The following is a 14,121-nucleotide window of genomic DNA, read 5'->3' on the forward strand; positions in this document are numbered from 1 at the left end:
AACCATACCCGCACAAGGCCGTACACCCCCCCTCTAGCCGCCCCCCCTCTCCCCTCCCCCCCCCCCTCCCCCCCCCTCCCCCCCCCTCCCCCCCCCCCCCCCCCCCCCCCCCCCCCCCCCCCCCCCCCCACCGGGAGCCGAACCCGGTGTCGCTGGAACGACGGGCGGGGCGAGTGATGCCGGTGCCCGCCGTCTGATCTTCCGGGTTGGGGTGGTCGGGAATCGCTGGCTATGCGAGCCCGGCCACCAGGTCTGCGACCGACTTGCGACGGCCTGTGTAGAACGGGACCTCTTCGCGGACGTGCATCCGCGCCTCGGAGGCGCGCAGGTGACGCATGAGGTCGACGATGCGGTACAGCTCGTCGGCCTCGAACGCGAGAAGCCACTCGTAGTCGCCGAGGGAGAAGGAGGCGACGGTGTTGGCGCGGACGTCCGGGTAGCCGCGGGCCATCTTGCCGTGGTCCGCGAGCATGCGACGACGGTCCTCGTCCGGCAGCAGGTACCAGTCGTAGGAGCGCACGAAGGGGTAGACGCTGATGTAGTTGCGCGGCGTCTCGTCGGCCAGGAAGGCCGGGATGTGCGACTTGTTGAACTCGGCGGGGCGGTGCAGCGCCATGTTCGACCAGACCGGTTCCAGAGCGCGGCCCAGCTTGGTGCGCCGGAAGAGGTTGTACGCCTCCTGGAGCTCGTCGGCGGTCTCGGCGTGCCACCAGATCATGAGGTCGGCGTCGGCGCGCAGCCCGGACACGTCGTACGTGCCGCGCACGGTGATGTCCTTCGCGGCGAGCTGGTCGAACAGCTCCTGGACCTCGTCGGCGTACCCGGCGCGGTCCAGCGGCAGCACGTCGCGCAGCTTGAAGACCGACCACAGGGTGTAGCGGATGACCTCGTTGAGGTCCTTGGCCTTCTTGCCGGCGTTCGGGGCCTTGCTTGATGTCGCAGTCTCAGCAGCACTCATACGGCTATTGTCCCGCCTCGCTCCGCGTGCCCTGAACCAGGGGTGGGGTGTCGATGATCTCTCCCGTGATGTCGCGGGCGATCTCGTCAGCCGCACGGTGCGCGCTCGCGATGCAGGCGGGGATGCCGACACCGTCGTACACCGCTCCGCAGACCCGGAGACCCGGCAGCTTGGCGACCTCCTCGCGGATGCGGGCGACGCGGGAGAGGTGGCCGACGGGGTACTGCGGGAGGCCGCCGATCCACCGGGTCACCTCGGTGTCGACGGGCGTCGCCGCGAGTCCGGTCGCGTCGGCGAGATCGCGCAGGGACACGTCGACGAGCTCGGTGTCCTCGCGGTGGAGATGGTCCTCCTCGCCGTACCGGCCGACGGACGTGCGCAGGACGAAGAGGTCGGGGGCGGAGTCCGCCACCCACTGCCACTTGTGGCTGGAGAAGGTGGACGCCTTGATCGTACGGCCGTCGACCGGCGGTACGAGGAAGCCGGAGCGCCCCTGGAGCGCCTCGGTCGCCGCGATGTCGGAGCGCCGGAACGCCATGGTGACCAGGGCCATCGAGGCGTACTCGACCCCGGCCAGTTCGGCGGAGGCGGCCGGGGACTCGGCGGCCAGGAGCGTGGAGGCGGACCAGGCGGGGGTGGCCAGGACGATCCCGTCGGCGGTGATCACCCGGGTGCCGGTACGGACCTCCCAGCCCGCGGCGGTCCGGGTCAGGCCGAGCACGGGCGTACGGGTGAGGATCTCGGCCCCGCCGGCGCGTACCGCGGCGGCGACGGCGTCGGGCAGGGTGCCGATGCCGCCGTCGATGCCCTGGAAGACCGGTCCCGACCGCTGCCGGGCGGCGGCCCTCTCCTGGGCGCGCCGTACGCCGTCGAGCAGCGAGCCGCCCTCCTTCACCACCTCGAAGAGCTGGGGTACGGCGGCCCGCATCGAGATCCGGTAGGCGTCGCCCGCGTACACCCCGCCGAGCAGCGGCTCCACGAGCCTGTCGACGACCTCACGGCCGAGCCGGTCGGCCACGTACGCACCCACCGCGACGTCGTCGCCGACGGCGGTGGGGGTCAGGTCGCGTTCCTCGGCGATCCGGGCGAGGCCCGCCGGGGAGAGCACTCCGCTGAGCGCCGCCGGGTCGCCCGGGACGCCCATGAGGTGGCCCTTGGGCATGGGTCGCAGTGCGTTCCGGGTCCACACCGATGCGGTGGCGGTGGCGGGCGGCTGGAGACGGTCGCCGAGCCCGACGGCCCGGGCCAGCTCGACCGCTTCGGGGCGGCGCGCGAGCATCGACTCCGCGCCGAGATCGACCCGCGTCCCCGCGATCTCGCCCGTCATGAGCTTGCCGCCGACGTGGTCCGTCGCCTCCAGGAGCGTGACCCGCAGCCCGGTGGCGAGCAGCCGGTGCGCGGCGGCCAGACCGGCGATGCCACCGCCGATGACGACGACATGACCCGTGCGCGTGTTCACGCGCTCATGAGAACCCTGCATGGGTCCACTCTCTCAAACCCGTACCGAGTCCCGACCGTGACCGCATCGAAACCGCTGACGGCAACCCCCACCGGGGTCCTCACGTCGAACCGGCAACGTCGACCACCACCCTGGGGGGACCGGTTATGGACACCACCGAACGGCACACGGACCGACCACACGCACTGCCACCGCACGGGCCAAGGACCCGTCGCACGACCGCGGCCCTGGCCGCCGGCCTGCTCGCCGCCCTGCTGGCCGTCGGCGGGTGCGGCGCCGGCTCCGACGAGGGAGTGTCCGAGAAGAGCCTGGCGCAGGCGGATGCGAAGGGGGAGGGTGCCGGTTCGGCGGCGTACAAGGCCGACGGCTCCAAGAGTGGGGCGGAGCCCGACAGGCCGAAGGGGGCCGTCACCCATGTCATCCGCACGGCCACGCTGTTCGTCGAGGTGAAGGACGTGCCGAAGGCGGTCGTCGCGGCCCGGGCGGCGACGGAGGGTGCCGGAGGTCTCGTGTCGAACGAGACGACGGAGCGGGTCGACGACGAGCACGAGAGCTCGCACCTCGTGCTGCGTGTGCCCGAGGACCGGTACCGGGATGTCCTGCGGAGCCTCGCGGGGTCCGGGAAGCTGCTGTCGCGTACGTCGAACGCGAAGGACGTCACCGAGCAGGTCGTCGACGTCGACAGCCGGATCGCCACGCAGCGGGCGAGCGTCACCCGGGTCCGCAAGCTGATGGACCAGGCCGAGAAGCTCTCCGACGTGGTCACGCTGGAAGGTGAACTGAGCACCCGTCAGGCGACTTTGGAGTCGCTCCTCGCGCAGCAGGCCAGTCTGAAGGACCGCACCTCCCTGGCGACGATCACGCTCGACCTCGTCGAGCCCGATTCCCCGGCGGCCGGGGCGGGCGACGACGAGCCGGGCTTCCTGGACGCGCTGGGCGGCGGCTGGGACGCGTTCGTGACGATGCTGCGCTGGATCGCCATGGCGATCGGAGCGTCGGCCCCGTTCCTGGCGGTGGCGGTGATCGCCCTGCTGGTCTGGCGCCGCCTGCGTCGCCGCACCCCGCAGGCCCCGGCGGCACCGGATTCGGGCCCGTCCGGAGACTGAGGCACAGCGGGGCCGCAGGCCCGGCAGTCCGCACGACGCCGTAGCGTGGGCCCAGGACATCGCGGCGAAGGGACCCGGCATGGCAGCGGAGCGACTGGTCGTCATCGGGGGCGACGCGGCGGGCATGTCCGCCGCGTCGCAGGCCCGCAGGTTCAAGGGGCCGGACGAACTGAGCATCGTCGCCTTCGAACGGAGCCATTTCACCTCGTACTCCGCCTGCGGCATCCCGTACTGGGTGGGCGGCGACGTCGAGCAGCGGGACGACCTCGTCGCCCGTACGCCCGAGGAGCACCGGGCCCGCGCCATCGATCTGCGGATGCGCACCGAGGTGACGGAGATCGACGTTGCCGGACAGCGGGTGCGCAGCGTGGACCGGGACAGCGGCGAGACGTCCTGGACGGGCTTCGACAAGCTGGTGATCGCGACGGGCGCCCGCCCGGTGCGCCCTGAGCTGCCGGGGATGGACGCCGCCGGGGTGCACGGGGTGCAGACCCTGGACGACGGGCAGGCGCTGCTGGACTCCCTGGACCGGGCGCCGGGGCGGCGTGCGGTCGTCGTCGGCGCGGGCTACATCGGCGTCGAGATGGCGGAGGCGATGCTGAAGCGCGGCTTCGAGGTCACCGTGCTCAACCGCGGGGCGCAGCCGATGGCGACGCTCGACCCCGACATGGGCCGCCTCGTGCACGAGGCGATGGACGGCCTGGGCATCACGACGGTGGGCGGTGCGGCGGTCACCGAGATCCTCACCGGCCCCGACGGCCGGGTCACGGGCGTCGCCACGGACGCGGAGACCTATCCGGCCGATGTGGTGGTCCTCGGCATCGGCGTCACGCCGGAGACGACGCTGGCCCGCGCTGCGGGGCTTCCGCTCGGGGCGCACGGCGGCCTGCTGACGGACCCGTCGATGCGCGTCACGGGTCACGAGAACATCTGGGCGGGCGGCGACTGCGTCGAGGTCCTTGACCTGGTCTCGGGCCGGCTCCGGCACGTCGCGCTCGGCACCCACGCCAACAAGCACGGCCAGGTCATCGGGGCGAACGTGGGCGGCGGCTACGGGACGTTCCCCGGAGTCGTCGGTACGGCGGTGAGCAAGGTCTGCGACCTGGAGATCGCCAGGACCGGGCTGCGCGAGAAGGACGCGAAGGCGGTCGGGCTGCGGTTCGTCACGGCGACGATCGAGTCGACCGGCCGGGCCGGTTACTACCCGGGGGCGCGGCCGATGACGGTGAAGATGCTCGCGGAGTACCGCACGGGCCGGCTGCTCGGCGTGCAAATCGTGGGCCGTGAGGGGGCGGCGAAGCGCGTGGACATCGCGGCGGTGGCGCTCACCGCGCGGATGAGCGTGGACCAGATGACGGCGCTCGACCTCGGCTACGCCCCGCCGTTCTCACCGGTCTGGGACCCGGTCCTGGTGGCGGCCCGCAAGGCGAACGCGGCGGTACGTCAGGCGGGCACCGCCTGACGTACCGGACACGGTCTAGCGCGCCGTCTGCGTGTGCACGTACTCCACGAGCCGGGTCAGCGCGTCCGGGTCCATCGTCGGCATCACGCCGTGGCCCAGGTTGAAGATGTGGCCCTCCAGGCCGGCGGCGGCGTCCAGCACCTCGCGGGTCTTCTGCTCCACCGCCGCGGTCGGGGCGAACAGGACCGCGGGGTCGAGGTTGCCCTGAAGCGCCTTGCCCGGGCCGACGCGGCGCGCGGCCTCGTCCATCGGGACCCGCCAGTCGACACCGACGACATCCGCGCCGGCCTCGCCCATCAGCCCGAGGAGCTCACCGGTGCCGACACCGAAGTGGATGCGCGGGACGCCGTACGGGGCGACGGCGTCGAAGACCTTCGCGGAGGCCGGCAGCACCGAGCGCCGGTAGTCGGCCGGGGCGAGGGCGCCCACCCAGGAGTCGAAGAGCTGGACCGCCGAGGCGCCCGCCTCGATCTGGACCTTCAGGAAGGCGCCGGTGATCTCCGCGAGGCGGTCGAGCAGGTCGGCCCAGAGTTCCGGGTCGCCGTACATCATCGCCTTGGTGCGCTCGTGGCTGCGGGACGGGCCGCCCTCGACGAGGTAGCTCGCGAGAGTGAACGGCGCTCCGGCGAAACCGATGAGCGGAGTTGACCCGAGTTCAGCGGTGAGCATGCCGATGGCCTCGGTGACGTACGGGACGTCCTCGGGCGCGAGGTCGCGCAGCCGGGCCAGGTCGGCACGCGTACGGATGGGCTCGGCGATCACCGGGCCGACGCCGGGCTTGATGTCGAGGTCGATGCCGATGGCCTTGAGGGGGACGACGATGTCGCTGAAGTAGATCGCGGCGTCGACCTTGTGGCGGCGCACGGGCTGGAGCGTGATCTCGGTGACGAGCTCCGGCATCATGCAGGAGTCGAGCATCGCGATGCCCTCGCGGACCTTCAGGTACTCGGGAAGTGAGCGCCCCGCCTGCCGCATGAACCAGACCGGGGTGTGCGGCACCGGTTCGCGCCGGCACGCCTTGAGGAACGCCGACTCATGGGTGGCGGATGACTTCGTCTGCTGGCCCAGGGGGCGTTCGTTGGCACTCACGCCAAGAATCTTCGCACGAAGCCGTAAGGAGCTTGTGCCGCCCGGGTGTCCCTCCCTGCGCGAGGCTCCGGTTCCGCCTACTCTTCCCCGCATGGCTCCGGCTCAGGGACAATATTCCGATCATTCCGATGGCGCTGACAGCAAGGAGAGTACGGAGGAGGCATCCGTCCCGCCCGCGTTCCGGTCGGCGGTCGACGCGTTGCGCTCCGCGCGGCTCCGCCCCGAACTCGAGGTCGAGCCGACGAGGCCGCCTCAGCGCCTCGCTCCGCACGCGTACGCCCTGGAGGCGGCGGTCGTCGACGGCGAGGACGATCTCGCCGACGGCCGTCTCGTACTCCTTCACGATCCGTCCGGGCACGACGCGTGGCAGGGCACCTTCCGCCTGGTGACGCTCGTACGGGCGGAGCTGGAGCCGGAGATGGCGGCCGATCCGCTGCTGCCCGAGGTGTGCTGGTCCTGGCTGACCGGTGCGCTGGACGCGCGCGGTCTGTCGTACGGGGAGGCGGGCGGCACCGTGACGCGCGCCGGATCGCACTACTTCGGTGCGCTCTCCTCGCGCCGGCCCGCGACCCAGATCGAGATCAGGGCCTCCTGGACGCCGCGCGAGGGGCGCGGCGGGGTTCCGGACGCGGCGGCGCATCTGGTGGCGTGGGGCGATCTGCTCTGCCAGATCGCGGGGCTGCCGCCGTCGGACGTCTCCGACGCGACGGTGGTGACGCTGCCCCAGCGGCGGGGGCCCCAGGTTTCGTAACACTGCGTCACATTGATCGCACAATCACCGGCTCTCTTTTCGTACAATCGATCGCGCGTCCTATTTGCCCGAATTGTTACTCACCAAATCGTGATCTTCCTCTAAAGGAGGACGGGTCTGCTGCCGAAGAGGTCAATGACCCTTCAAGCACGGTTCGCCCCGGCTTCATCCCTGAGCCGGCCCGTCCCGCCACTCCCCAGGAGGCCTGGTGTCCGTTCTCCTCGAGCAGCCCGCAAGCCTGGTCGCCTACCGCCCGAACAAGCCGACGGCCATGGTCGTCGTCGCCGACCCCCGTGTCCGTTCCACCGTCACCCGGCACCTGTGGGCACTCGGAGTTCGTGACGTCATCGAGGCGTCGTCCATCGCGGAGGCCCGTCCCCGAATCGGCAACCCGCGCGACATCTGCGTTGCCGACGTCCACCTGCCCGATGGTTCCGGGCTGACCCTGCTGTCCGAGACCCGAGCCGCGGGCTGGCCCAACGGCCTCGCCCTCTCCGCCGCCGACGACATCGGTGCCGTACGCAACGCCCTCGCGGGCGGCGTGAAGGGCTATGTCGTCACCGGCACCCGCACGAACATCGGCCATCCCACCCGCCCCGGCGTCGCACCGATCGGCGCCAATGCCGCCCGTATGCACCGTCGGCCTCCCGGTTCCCCGAGCCACCCGGGCGGCTACCGCGAACTGTCAGGCCGCGAGGTGGAGGTGCTCCGCCTGGTCGCCGAAGGCCAGTCCAACAAGGCCATCGGCGTCTCGATGGGCCTCTCCGCCCTGACCGTCAAGTCCCATCTCGCCCGCATCGCCCGCAAGCTCGGCACCGGAGACCGCGCAGGAATGGTCGCCGTGGCCCTGCGGACGGGCATCATCCACTGACCGCCACTCCCCCGGCCGCCACGTGCACGGATGCGGCCCCGGCTGGAATACGTGCATCAGCGCCCGTCGACGGATCATTCCGTCGACGGGCGCTGTACATACACAGATACCCTTGACATGTGACCGACGCCCAAGAGACCGCAGAAGACACTTCACTGCGAACCACCGGGGGCGCTCCCCCGGACGACGTCGCCCCGGCGCCGATCCCCTTGCTCGAACCGCGCGAGGGCATTCCCCCGGTGGTGGCGTCCGACGACGCCCTGGCCCAGGTGATCTCCGCCTTCGCCGCGGGCACCGGCCCCGTGGCCGTCGACGCCGAGCGTGCCTCCGGGTACCGCTACGGCCAGCGCGCATACCTCGTCCAGCTGCGCCGCGAGGGCGCGGGCAGTGCGCTCATCGACCCGGTCGGCTGTCCCGACCTGTCGGAGCTCGGCACGGTGCTGTCCGACAGCGAGTGGATTCTGCACGCCGCGACCCAGGACCTTCCCTGTCTGCGCGAAATAGGCATGATCCCCACCGGTCTCTTCGACACCGAGCTCGCCGGACGGCTGGCGGGCTTCCCGCGCGTCGGCCTCGGCGCGATGGTGGAGAGTGTGCTGGGTTACGCGCTGGAGAAGGGGCACTCCGCCGTCGACTGGTCCACCCGCCCCCTTCCCGACCCCTGGCTGCGCTACGCCGCTCTCGACGTCGAGCTGCTGATCGATCTGCGCGACGCCCTGGAGGAGGAGCTGGACCGGCAGGGCAAGCTGGAGTGGGCGCAGGAGGAGTTCGAGGCGATCGCCTCGGCGCCGCCCGCGCCCCCGCGCAAGGACCCGTGGCGCCGCACGTCCGGTATGCACAAGGTGCGCCGCCGCCGTCAGATGGCGGTCGTACGGGAGCTGTGGAACAGCCGCGACCAGGTCGCGCAGCGCCGTGACATCTCGCCCGGCAAGGTCCTCGGTGACGGCGCGATCGTGGAAGCCGCGCTGGCGCTCCCGCTCAACGTCCAGGCCCTGACGGCGCTGCCCGGCTTCGGCCACCGCATGGGCCGCCGTCAGCTGGAGCAGTGGCAGGCGGCCATCGACCGGGCCAGGGCGCTGCCGGAGTCCGAGCTCCCGCAGCCGGGCCAGCAGCTCGCGGGTCCGCCTCCGCCCCGCTCCTGGGCGGACAAGGACCCGGCGGCCGCGGCCCGTCTGTCGGCGGCCCGCGCCGCGGTGTCGGAGCTCGCCGAGCGGCTGAACATGCCCCAGGAGAACCTGATCACGCCGGACACCGTGCGCCGGGTCTGCTGGGAGCCTCCGCAGAGCATGACGCCGTCCTCGCTGGAGGACACGCTCGCCGGTTACGGGGCGCGACGCTGGCAGATCGAACAGGTCGCCCCGCTCCTGTTCCGGGCCCTGAGCACCGACGCCTGATCCCGCCCCACCCAGGACACCGACACCCCCGGCCGGCCGGCCGGGGGTGTTCTGCTGGTGCGGCGGACACGGGAGCGGTCCGGCGGCCGTGGCGGAGGATCGAATTCGCGCCAGGTTGACGGAGCCGGGCGGTTCGGGTGTCATCCGGTGCCGTCGAGCCCGAGTGATCACTGCGCGTTACTGTCGGCAGGTCTGCCCGTGTGACGTTCACCGCTCCGGTCGTGGGGGGTGGGCAGTCTGGTTACCCGCAAGTAGCATGAGGGTGGCGGCGCGCTTTTCCGAGCGCGCCCCGCAGCAGTGCCATCCCGCACCCTGGAGGAGAGCCACCGTGCCTCGTACCATCCGGGACGTCGTCTTCGTCGACGGCGTCCGCACCCCGTTCGGCAAAGCGGGCCCGAAGGGCATCTACCACGAGACCCGCGCCGACGATCTCGTCGTGAAGGCCATCCGGGAGCTGCTGCGCCGCAACCCGGATCTGGACCCCGCGAAGATCGACGAGGTCGCCATCGCCGCGACCACGCAGATCGGCGACCAGGGCCTGACGCTGGGCCGCACCGCCGGAATCCTGGCCGGTCTGCCGCAGTCCGTCCCCGGTTACTCGATCGACCGCATGTGCGCGGGCGCGCTGACCGCCGTCACCGCGACGGCCGGTTCCATCGCCTTCGGCGCGTACGACGTCGTCGTCGCCGGTGGTGTCGAGCACATGGGCCGCCACCCGATGGGTGAGGGCGTGGACCCGAACCCGCGCTTCGTATCGGAGAAGCTGGTCGACGAGTCCGCCCTGTTCATGGGCATGACCGCGGAGAACCTGCACGACCGGTACCCCACGATCACCAAGCAGCGCGCCGACGAGTACGCGGTCCGCTCGCAGGAGAAGGCCGCCAAGGCGTACGCCAACGGCAAGATCCAGCAGGACCTGGTGCCGGTCTCCGTGCGCCGCACCAACGCCGAGGCCGGTGAGACGGGCTGGGGCCTGGTCACCGCCGACGAGCCGATGCGTCCGGGCACCACGATGGAGTCCCTGGCCGGTCTGAAGACCCCGTTCCGCGCCCACGGCCGTGTGACGGCCGGTAACGCCGCGGGTCTCAACGACGGCGCCACCGCCTCGCTGCTCGCCGCCGAGGACGTCGCCCGCGAGCTGGGCCTCCCCGTCAAGATGCGCCTGGTCTCGTACGCCTTCGCCGGCGTCGAGCCCGAGGTCATGGGCTACGGCCCGATCCCGGCGACCGAGAAGGCCCTGTCCAAGGCGGGCCTCTCCATCTCCGACATCGGTCTCTTCGAGATCAACGAGGCGTTCGCCGTGCAGGTGCTCGCCTTCCTGGAGCACTACGGCATCGCCGACGACGACGCCCGCGTGAACCAGTACGGCGGCGCGATCGCCTACGGTCACCCGCTGGCCTCCTCCGGCGTCCGTCTGATGACGCAGCTGGCCCGCCAGTTCGAGGAGCAGCCCGAGGTCCGCTACGGCCTGACGACGATGTGCGTCGGCTTCGGCATGGGCGCGACGGTCGTCTGGGAGAACCCGAACTTCAACGGAGGCAACAAGTGAGCTCCACCACTGAGCTTCTGAAGGGTGCGGCCGAGCTGTTCCCCGGCGAGGTCGTCACCCAGGCCCACGTGCGCCACCTCGACCTCCCGGCGGGCGCCGGCAGGTTCGCGCTGATCACGCTGGACAACGGCCTGGACCACACCAAGCCGACCACCTTCGGACCGCAGTCGCTGGCGAACCTGAACGCCGCCATCGACCAGGTCGAGAAGGAGGCCGCCGACGGCGCGATCACCGGTATCGGCATCACCGGCAAGCCGTTCATCTTCGCGGTCGGCGCCGACCTCAAGGGTGTCGAGCTCCTGAAGGAGCACAAGGACGCGCTGGCCATCGGCAAGGGCGGCCACGACGTCTTCCGCCGGCTCTCCGGTCTCGCGGTCCCGACGTTCGCGTACTACAACGGCGCTGCCATGGGCGGCGGTGTCGAGGTCGGTCTGCACTGCTCGTACCGCACCGTCTCCAAGGCGCTCCCCGCCTTCTCGCTGCCCGAGGTCTTCCTCGGTCTGGTTCCCGGCTGGGGCGGCTGCGCGCTGCTTCCCAACCTGATCGGCGCCGACCGCGCGGTCTCGGTGATCATCGAGAACTCGCTGAACCAGAACCGTCAGCTCAAGGGCAAGCAGGTCTTCGAGCTCGGGATCGCCGACGCGCTCTTCGACGGCGCCGACTTCCTGGAGCAGTCGCTGATCTGGACCGCGTCCGTGCTCAACGGCACGGTCACGGTGGAGCGCCCCGACGTCGACCGCGGTGACGCCTGGGACCAGGCCGTCGCCCGCGGCCGGGCCATCGCCGACTCCAAGGTGCACGGGGCGGCCCCGGCCGCGTACCGCGCGCTGGACATCATCGCCGCGGCCAAGGACGGCGACCTGAGTGCCGGCTTCGACGCCGAGGACCAGGCCCTCGCGGACCTGATCATGGGCGGCGAGCTGCGCTCCGGCATCTACGCCTTCAACCTGGTCCAGAAGCGCGCCAAGCGCCCGGCCGGTGCCCCGGACAAGTCGCTGGCCCGTCCGGTCACCAAGGTCGGCGTCGTCGGCGCGGGCCTGATGGCCTCGCAGCTGGCGCTGCTCTTCCTGCGCCGCCTGGAGGTCCCGGTCGTCCTCACGGACATCGACCAGGCGCGGGTCGACAAGGGTGTGGGCTATGTCCACGCCGAGATCGAGAAGCTGCTCGGCAAGGGCCGCATCAACCAGGACAAGGCCAACCGTCTCAAGGGCCTGGTCTCCGGTGTGCTGGACAAGGCGGAGGGTTTCTCCGACGCCGACTTCATCATCGAGGCCGTCTTCGAGGAGATCGGCGTCAAGCAGCAGGTGTTCGCGGAGGTCGAGGCGGTCGCCCCGGCGCACGCGATCCTCGCCACCAACACCTCGTCCCTCTCGGTCACCGAGATGGCGTCGAAGCTGAAGAACCCCGAGAGGGTCGTCGGCTTCCACTTCTTCAACCCGGTCGCGATCCTGCCGCTGCTGGAGATCGTCCGTGGCGAGCAGACCGACGACGCCTCGCTGGCCACGGCCTTCGGTGTCGCGCGGAAGCTGAAGAAGACCGCGGTGCTGGTGAAGGACGCCCCGGCGTTCGTCGTCAACCGCATCCTGACCCGCTTCATGGGCGAGATCCAGAACGTCATCGACGAGGGCACCCCGGTCGCCGTCGCCGAGAAGGCCGTCGAGCCCCTCGGCCTGCCGATGTCCCCGCTGGTCCTCCTGGAGCTGGTCGGACCGGCCATCGGCCTCCACGTCTCCGAGACCCTGAACGGCGCCTTCCCGGAGCGCTTCACCGTCTCCGAGAACCTGGCCGCGGTCGTCAAGGCCGGCAAGCGCGGCTTCTACGTCTACGAATCCGGCAAGCCGGAGCTGGACCCGGAGGTCGCCGCACTCCTGAAGCAGGGCGATGTCGTCCTGACCGAGGAGCAGGCCCGTGACCGCGTCCTGGACGCGGTGGCGCAGGAGATCGGCCTGATGCTGGACGAGGGTGTCGTCGCCGAGGCGCAGGACATCGACCTCTGCCTGATCACCGGCGCGGGCTGGCCCTTCCACCTGGGCGGCATCACGCCGTACCTGGACCGGGCGGGCATCTCCGAGCGCGTCAACGGCAAGAAGTTCCTGGCACCGGGCGTGGCGAGCGTTCCCGCGTAACACCCGGCCCCGTTCGAGCTGTTTCCCGGCACGGGAGTGCCGGGAAACAGCTCAACCGCCGATCACGGCCAGGGCGGTGGCCACCGCACGTTCGGTCCGCTCGCCCCGCACGGTCTCCGTCGGGCTGTTCCATACGCTGCCTTCGACCACCATGGTCGTCGACCCTCCGCCGTCCAGATTGACGGCGTCGACCGCACCCATCGCTCTCATGATGTCCGCCGCCTCCTGAAGCGACGCGCCGACGCTGGTGCCGGGCCTGCGGCCGTCGAGTGTCACCAGGAGAAGCGTCCCGTCAGCGGTGACGCCTGCCGCGGTCCGGGGTTCCCGCCCGGTCATCGCCGTACGGGAGAATCCGTTGGCCTCGACGTTGATCCAGGTCCGCCCGTTCCGGACCAGCGCGGGCCCCGCGCCGATGACCGAGGTCTCGGGACCGGCCACCCGCGCCCCCGTGCTGTCGTACGTGGCGGACGCCACCTGGACGGACTCACCTGTGCGGGCATGGGACGTGAGCCACGCCGCGCCTTCGCCGATCCCGGACAAGGTCCGGCCTCCCGGCGGTATCCGGCCCCCTGCCGGAACCCGTAGTTCCGTCACCCTTCCGGTGCTGTCGAGCACGGCCTCCGCGCTGCCCTCACCGCCCTCCGGTGAGACATCGCCCCAGACGGCTCTCATATCCACGATCTCGTCCGGATCCACGCACAGCTGGTTGTGAACGGGCCCGGAGACCGGTTCCCCGGTGCGGACGAGCACGTCGCCGCCGGTGCCCCCGCAGCCCACGATCCGCCCCGGTGCCCGGTTGATCCCGTCCAGCACGCGGTGCGCGCCGTCGGACGCCACCAGGGACGAAGACGTCGTGAGTTCATCGATACGCGGCCGCACTGCGGGACCGCCGAGGATGAGGGCGGTTCCTCCCCGGGCCGCCTCGCTCAACAGGCTGCCTCCGGTCGCGTACGCACCGAGCGGGTCCCCTTCGAATCCGCTGAAGGACGGCCCGCTGCGGATGTCGAAGAAGGAACCGTTCACCGCGGCCCACGCACCGGCCCGGTCCGCCATCTCCCGGACCGTCTCGGGCACGGCCAGGCTCGCACCGTGCACGCCCTTCACCGTGACCGGTGCACCCGGCGACACGGCGATCGTGCTGACCCGGACCGGGTTTCCATCGGTCAACCGGTAGGTGGACTGCTTGAGTTCCACTCCGGGCGGCGGGGACGGTGGGGGTGTGTCCGTCCGTGGCCCGGCCGACCGGTCGGCGGGGGCCGGGCCGTGGGCCCCGCCCGGCCCGTGACCCGGGCCGCACGCCACGACCGAGATCCCGACGGTCAGGGCACACACCCAGTGACGTGCCCGCCCCATACC

General features: G+C 71.4%; 11 protein-coding genes. 7 read left to right on the top strand and 4 right to left on the bottom strand.

Annotation, left to right across the window (positions count from 1 at the left end):
• Positions 1-229 precede the first annotated feature (229 nt).
• Together hemQ and hemG are read right to left on the bottom strand one after the other, a co-directional pair.
• On the bottom strand, positions 230-958 hold the full coding sequence (gene hemQ / locus AC07FA_RS18920; RefSeq protein WP_479076788.1) for a hydrogen peroxide-dependent heme synthase: 729 nt from the start codon (positions 956-958) through the stop codon (positions 230-232).
• A gap of 4 nt (positions 959-962) precedes the next feature.
• Positions 963-2,438 (bottom strand): protoporphyrinogen oxidase, encoded by a 1,476-nt coding sequence (hemG, locus tag AC07FA_RS18925; RefSeq protein ID WP_479076790.1) that lies wholly within the window; start codon positions 2,436-2,438, stop codon positions 963-965.
• A gap of 125 nt (positions 2,439-2,563) precedes the next feature.
• Here hemG and AC07FA_RS18930 point away from each other — a divergent pair, with 125 nt between their 5' ends.
• Together AC07FA_RS18930 and AC07FA_RS18935 are read left to right on the top strand one after the other, a co-directional pair.
• Positions 2,564-3,523, top strand: a complete 960-nt coding sequence (locus AC07FA_RS18930; protein ID WP_479076792.1) for a DUF4349 domain-containing protein — start codon at positions 2,564-2,566, stop codon at positions 3,521-3,523.
• 79 nt (positions 3,524-3,602) lie between these two features.
• A complete protein-coding gene (locus tag AC07FA_RS18935) occupies positions 3,603-4,985 on the top strand; it encodes an FAD-dependent oxidoreductase (protein WP_479076794.1) in 1,383 nt (460 codons plus the stop codon).
• 15 nt (positions 4,986-5,000) lie between these two features.
• Here AC07FA_RS18935 and hemE read toward each other — a convergent pair whose 3' ends face one another.
• The gene (gene hemE / locus AC07FA_RS18940) at positions 5,001-6,074 is read right to left on the bottom strand and encodes a uroporphyrinogen decarboxylase (RefSeq protein ID WP_479076795.1); all 1,074 of its coding nucleotides are present in this window, start codon (positions 6,072-6,074) and stop codon (positions 5,001-5,003) included.
• Between the two features lie 91 nt (positions 6,075-6,165).
• Here hemE and AC07FA_RS18945 point away from each other — a divergent pair, with 91 nt between their 5' ends.
• The 5 genes from AC07FA_RS18945 (at position 6,166) to AC07FA_RS18965 (ending at position 12,765) form a co-directional block, all read left to right on the top strand.
• On the top strand, positions 6,166-6,825 hold the full coding sequence (locus AC07FA_RS18945) for a DUF3000 domain-containing protein (RefSeq protein WP_479076797.1): 660 nt from the start codon (positions 6,166-6,168) through the stop codon (positions 6,823-6,825).
• A 208-nt stretch (positions 6,826-7,033) separates the two neighbouring features.
• Positions 7,034-7,696: a response regulator transcription factor gene (locus AC07FA_RS18950; protein WP_185297704.1), complete on the top strand. Its 663-nt coding sequence runs from the start codon at positions 7,034-7,036 to the stop codon at positions 7,694-7,696.
• Positions 7,697-7,815: 119 nt separating this feature from the next.
• Positions 7,816-9,090, top strand: coding sequence for an HRDC domain-containing protein (locus AC07FA_RS18955; RefSeq protein ID WP_479076799.1), 1,275 nt, complete (start codon positions 7,816-7,818; stop codon positions 9,088-9,090).
• A gap of 328 nt (positions 9,091-9,418) precedes the next feature.
• Entirely contained in the window at positions 9,419-10,639 is a 1,221-nt protein-coding gene (locus AC07FA_RS18960; RefSeq protein ID WP_351180318.1) for a thiolase family protein, read from the top strand.
• Positions 10,636-12,765, top strand: coding sequence for a 3-hydroxyacyl-CoA dehydrogenase NAD-binding domain-containing protein (locus tag AC07FA_RS18965; RefSeq protein WP_479076801.1), 2,130 nt, complete (start codon positions 10,636-10,638; stop codon positions 12,763-12,765). Before AC07FA_RS18960 ends, AC07FA_RS18965 begins: the two co-directional genes overlap by 4 nt.
• Before the next feature lie 51 nt (positions 12,766-12,816).
• On the opposite strand, the gene AC07FA_RS18970 is transcribed toward AC07FA_RS18965, so the two are convergent.
• Entirely contained in the window at positions 12,817-13,959 is a 1,143-nt protein-coding gene (locus AC07FA_RS18970) for a phosphodiester glycosidase family protein (RefSeq protein WP_479076802.1), read from the bottom strand.
• Between the last annotated feature and the right edge of the window lie 162 nt (positions 13,960-14,121).

Source organism: Streptomyces sp. NPDC045968 (genome assembly GCF_056430475.1).

What these genes read in the sequence shown, in the direction of transcription:
- hemQ (WP_479076788.1), bottom strand. Translation starts at nt 958, where the DNA reads ATGAGTGCTGCTGAGACTGCGACATCAAGCAAGGCCCCGAACGCCGGC.
- hemG (WP_479076790.1), bottom strand. Translation starts at nt 2,438, where the DNA reads ATGCAGGGTTCTCATGAGCGCGTGAACACGCGCACGGGTCATGTCGTC.
- AC07FA_RS18930 (WP_479076792.1), top strand. Translation starts at nt 2,564, where the DNA reads ATGGACACCACCGAACGGCACACGGACCGACCACACGCACTGCCACCG.
- AC07FA_RS18935 (WP_479076794.1), top strand. Translation starts at nt 3,603, where the DNA reads ATGGCAGCGGAGCGACTGGTCGTCATCGGGGGCGACGCGGCGGGCATG.
- AC07FA_RS18945 (WP_479076797.1), top strand. Translation starts at nt 6,166, where the DNA reads ATGGCTCCGGCTCAGGGACAATATTCCGATCATTCCGATGGCGCTGAC.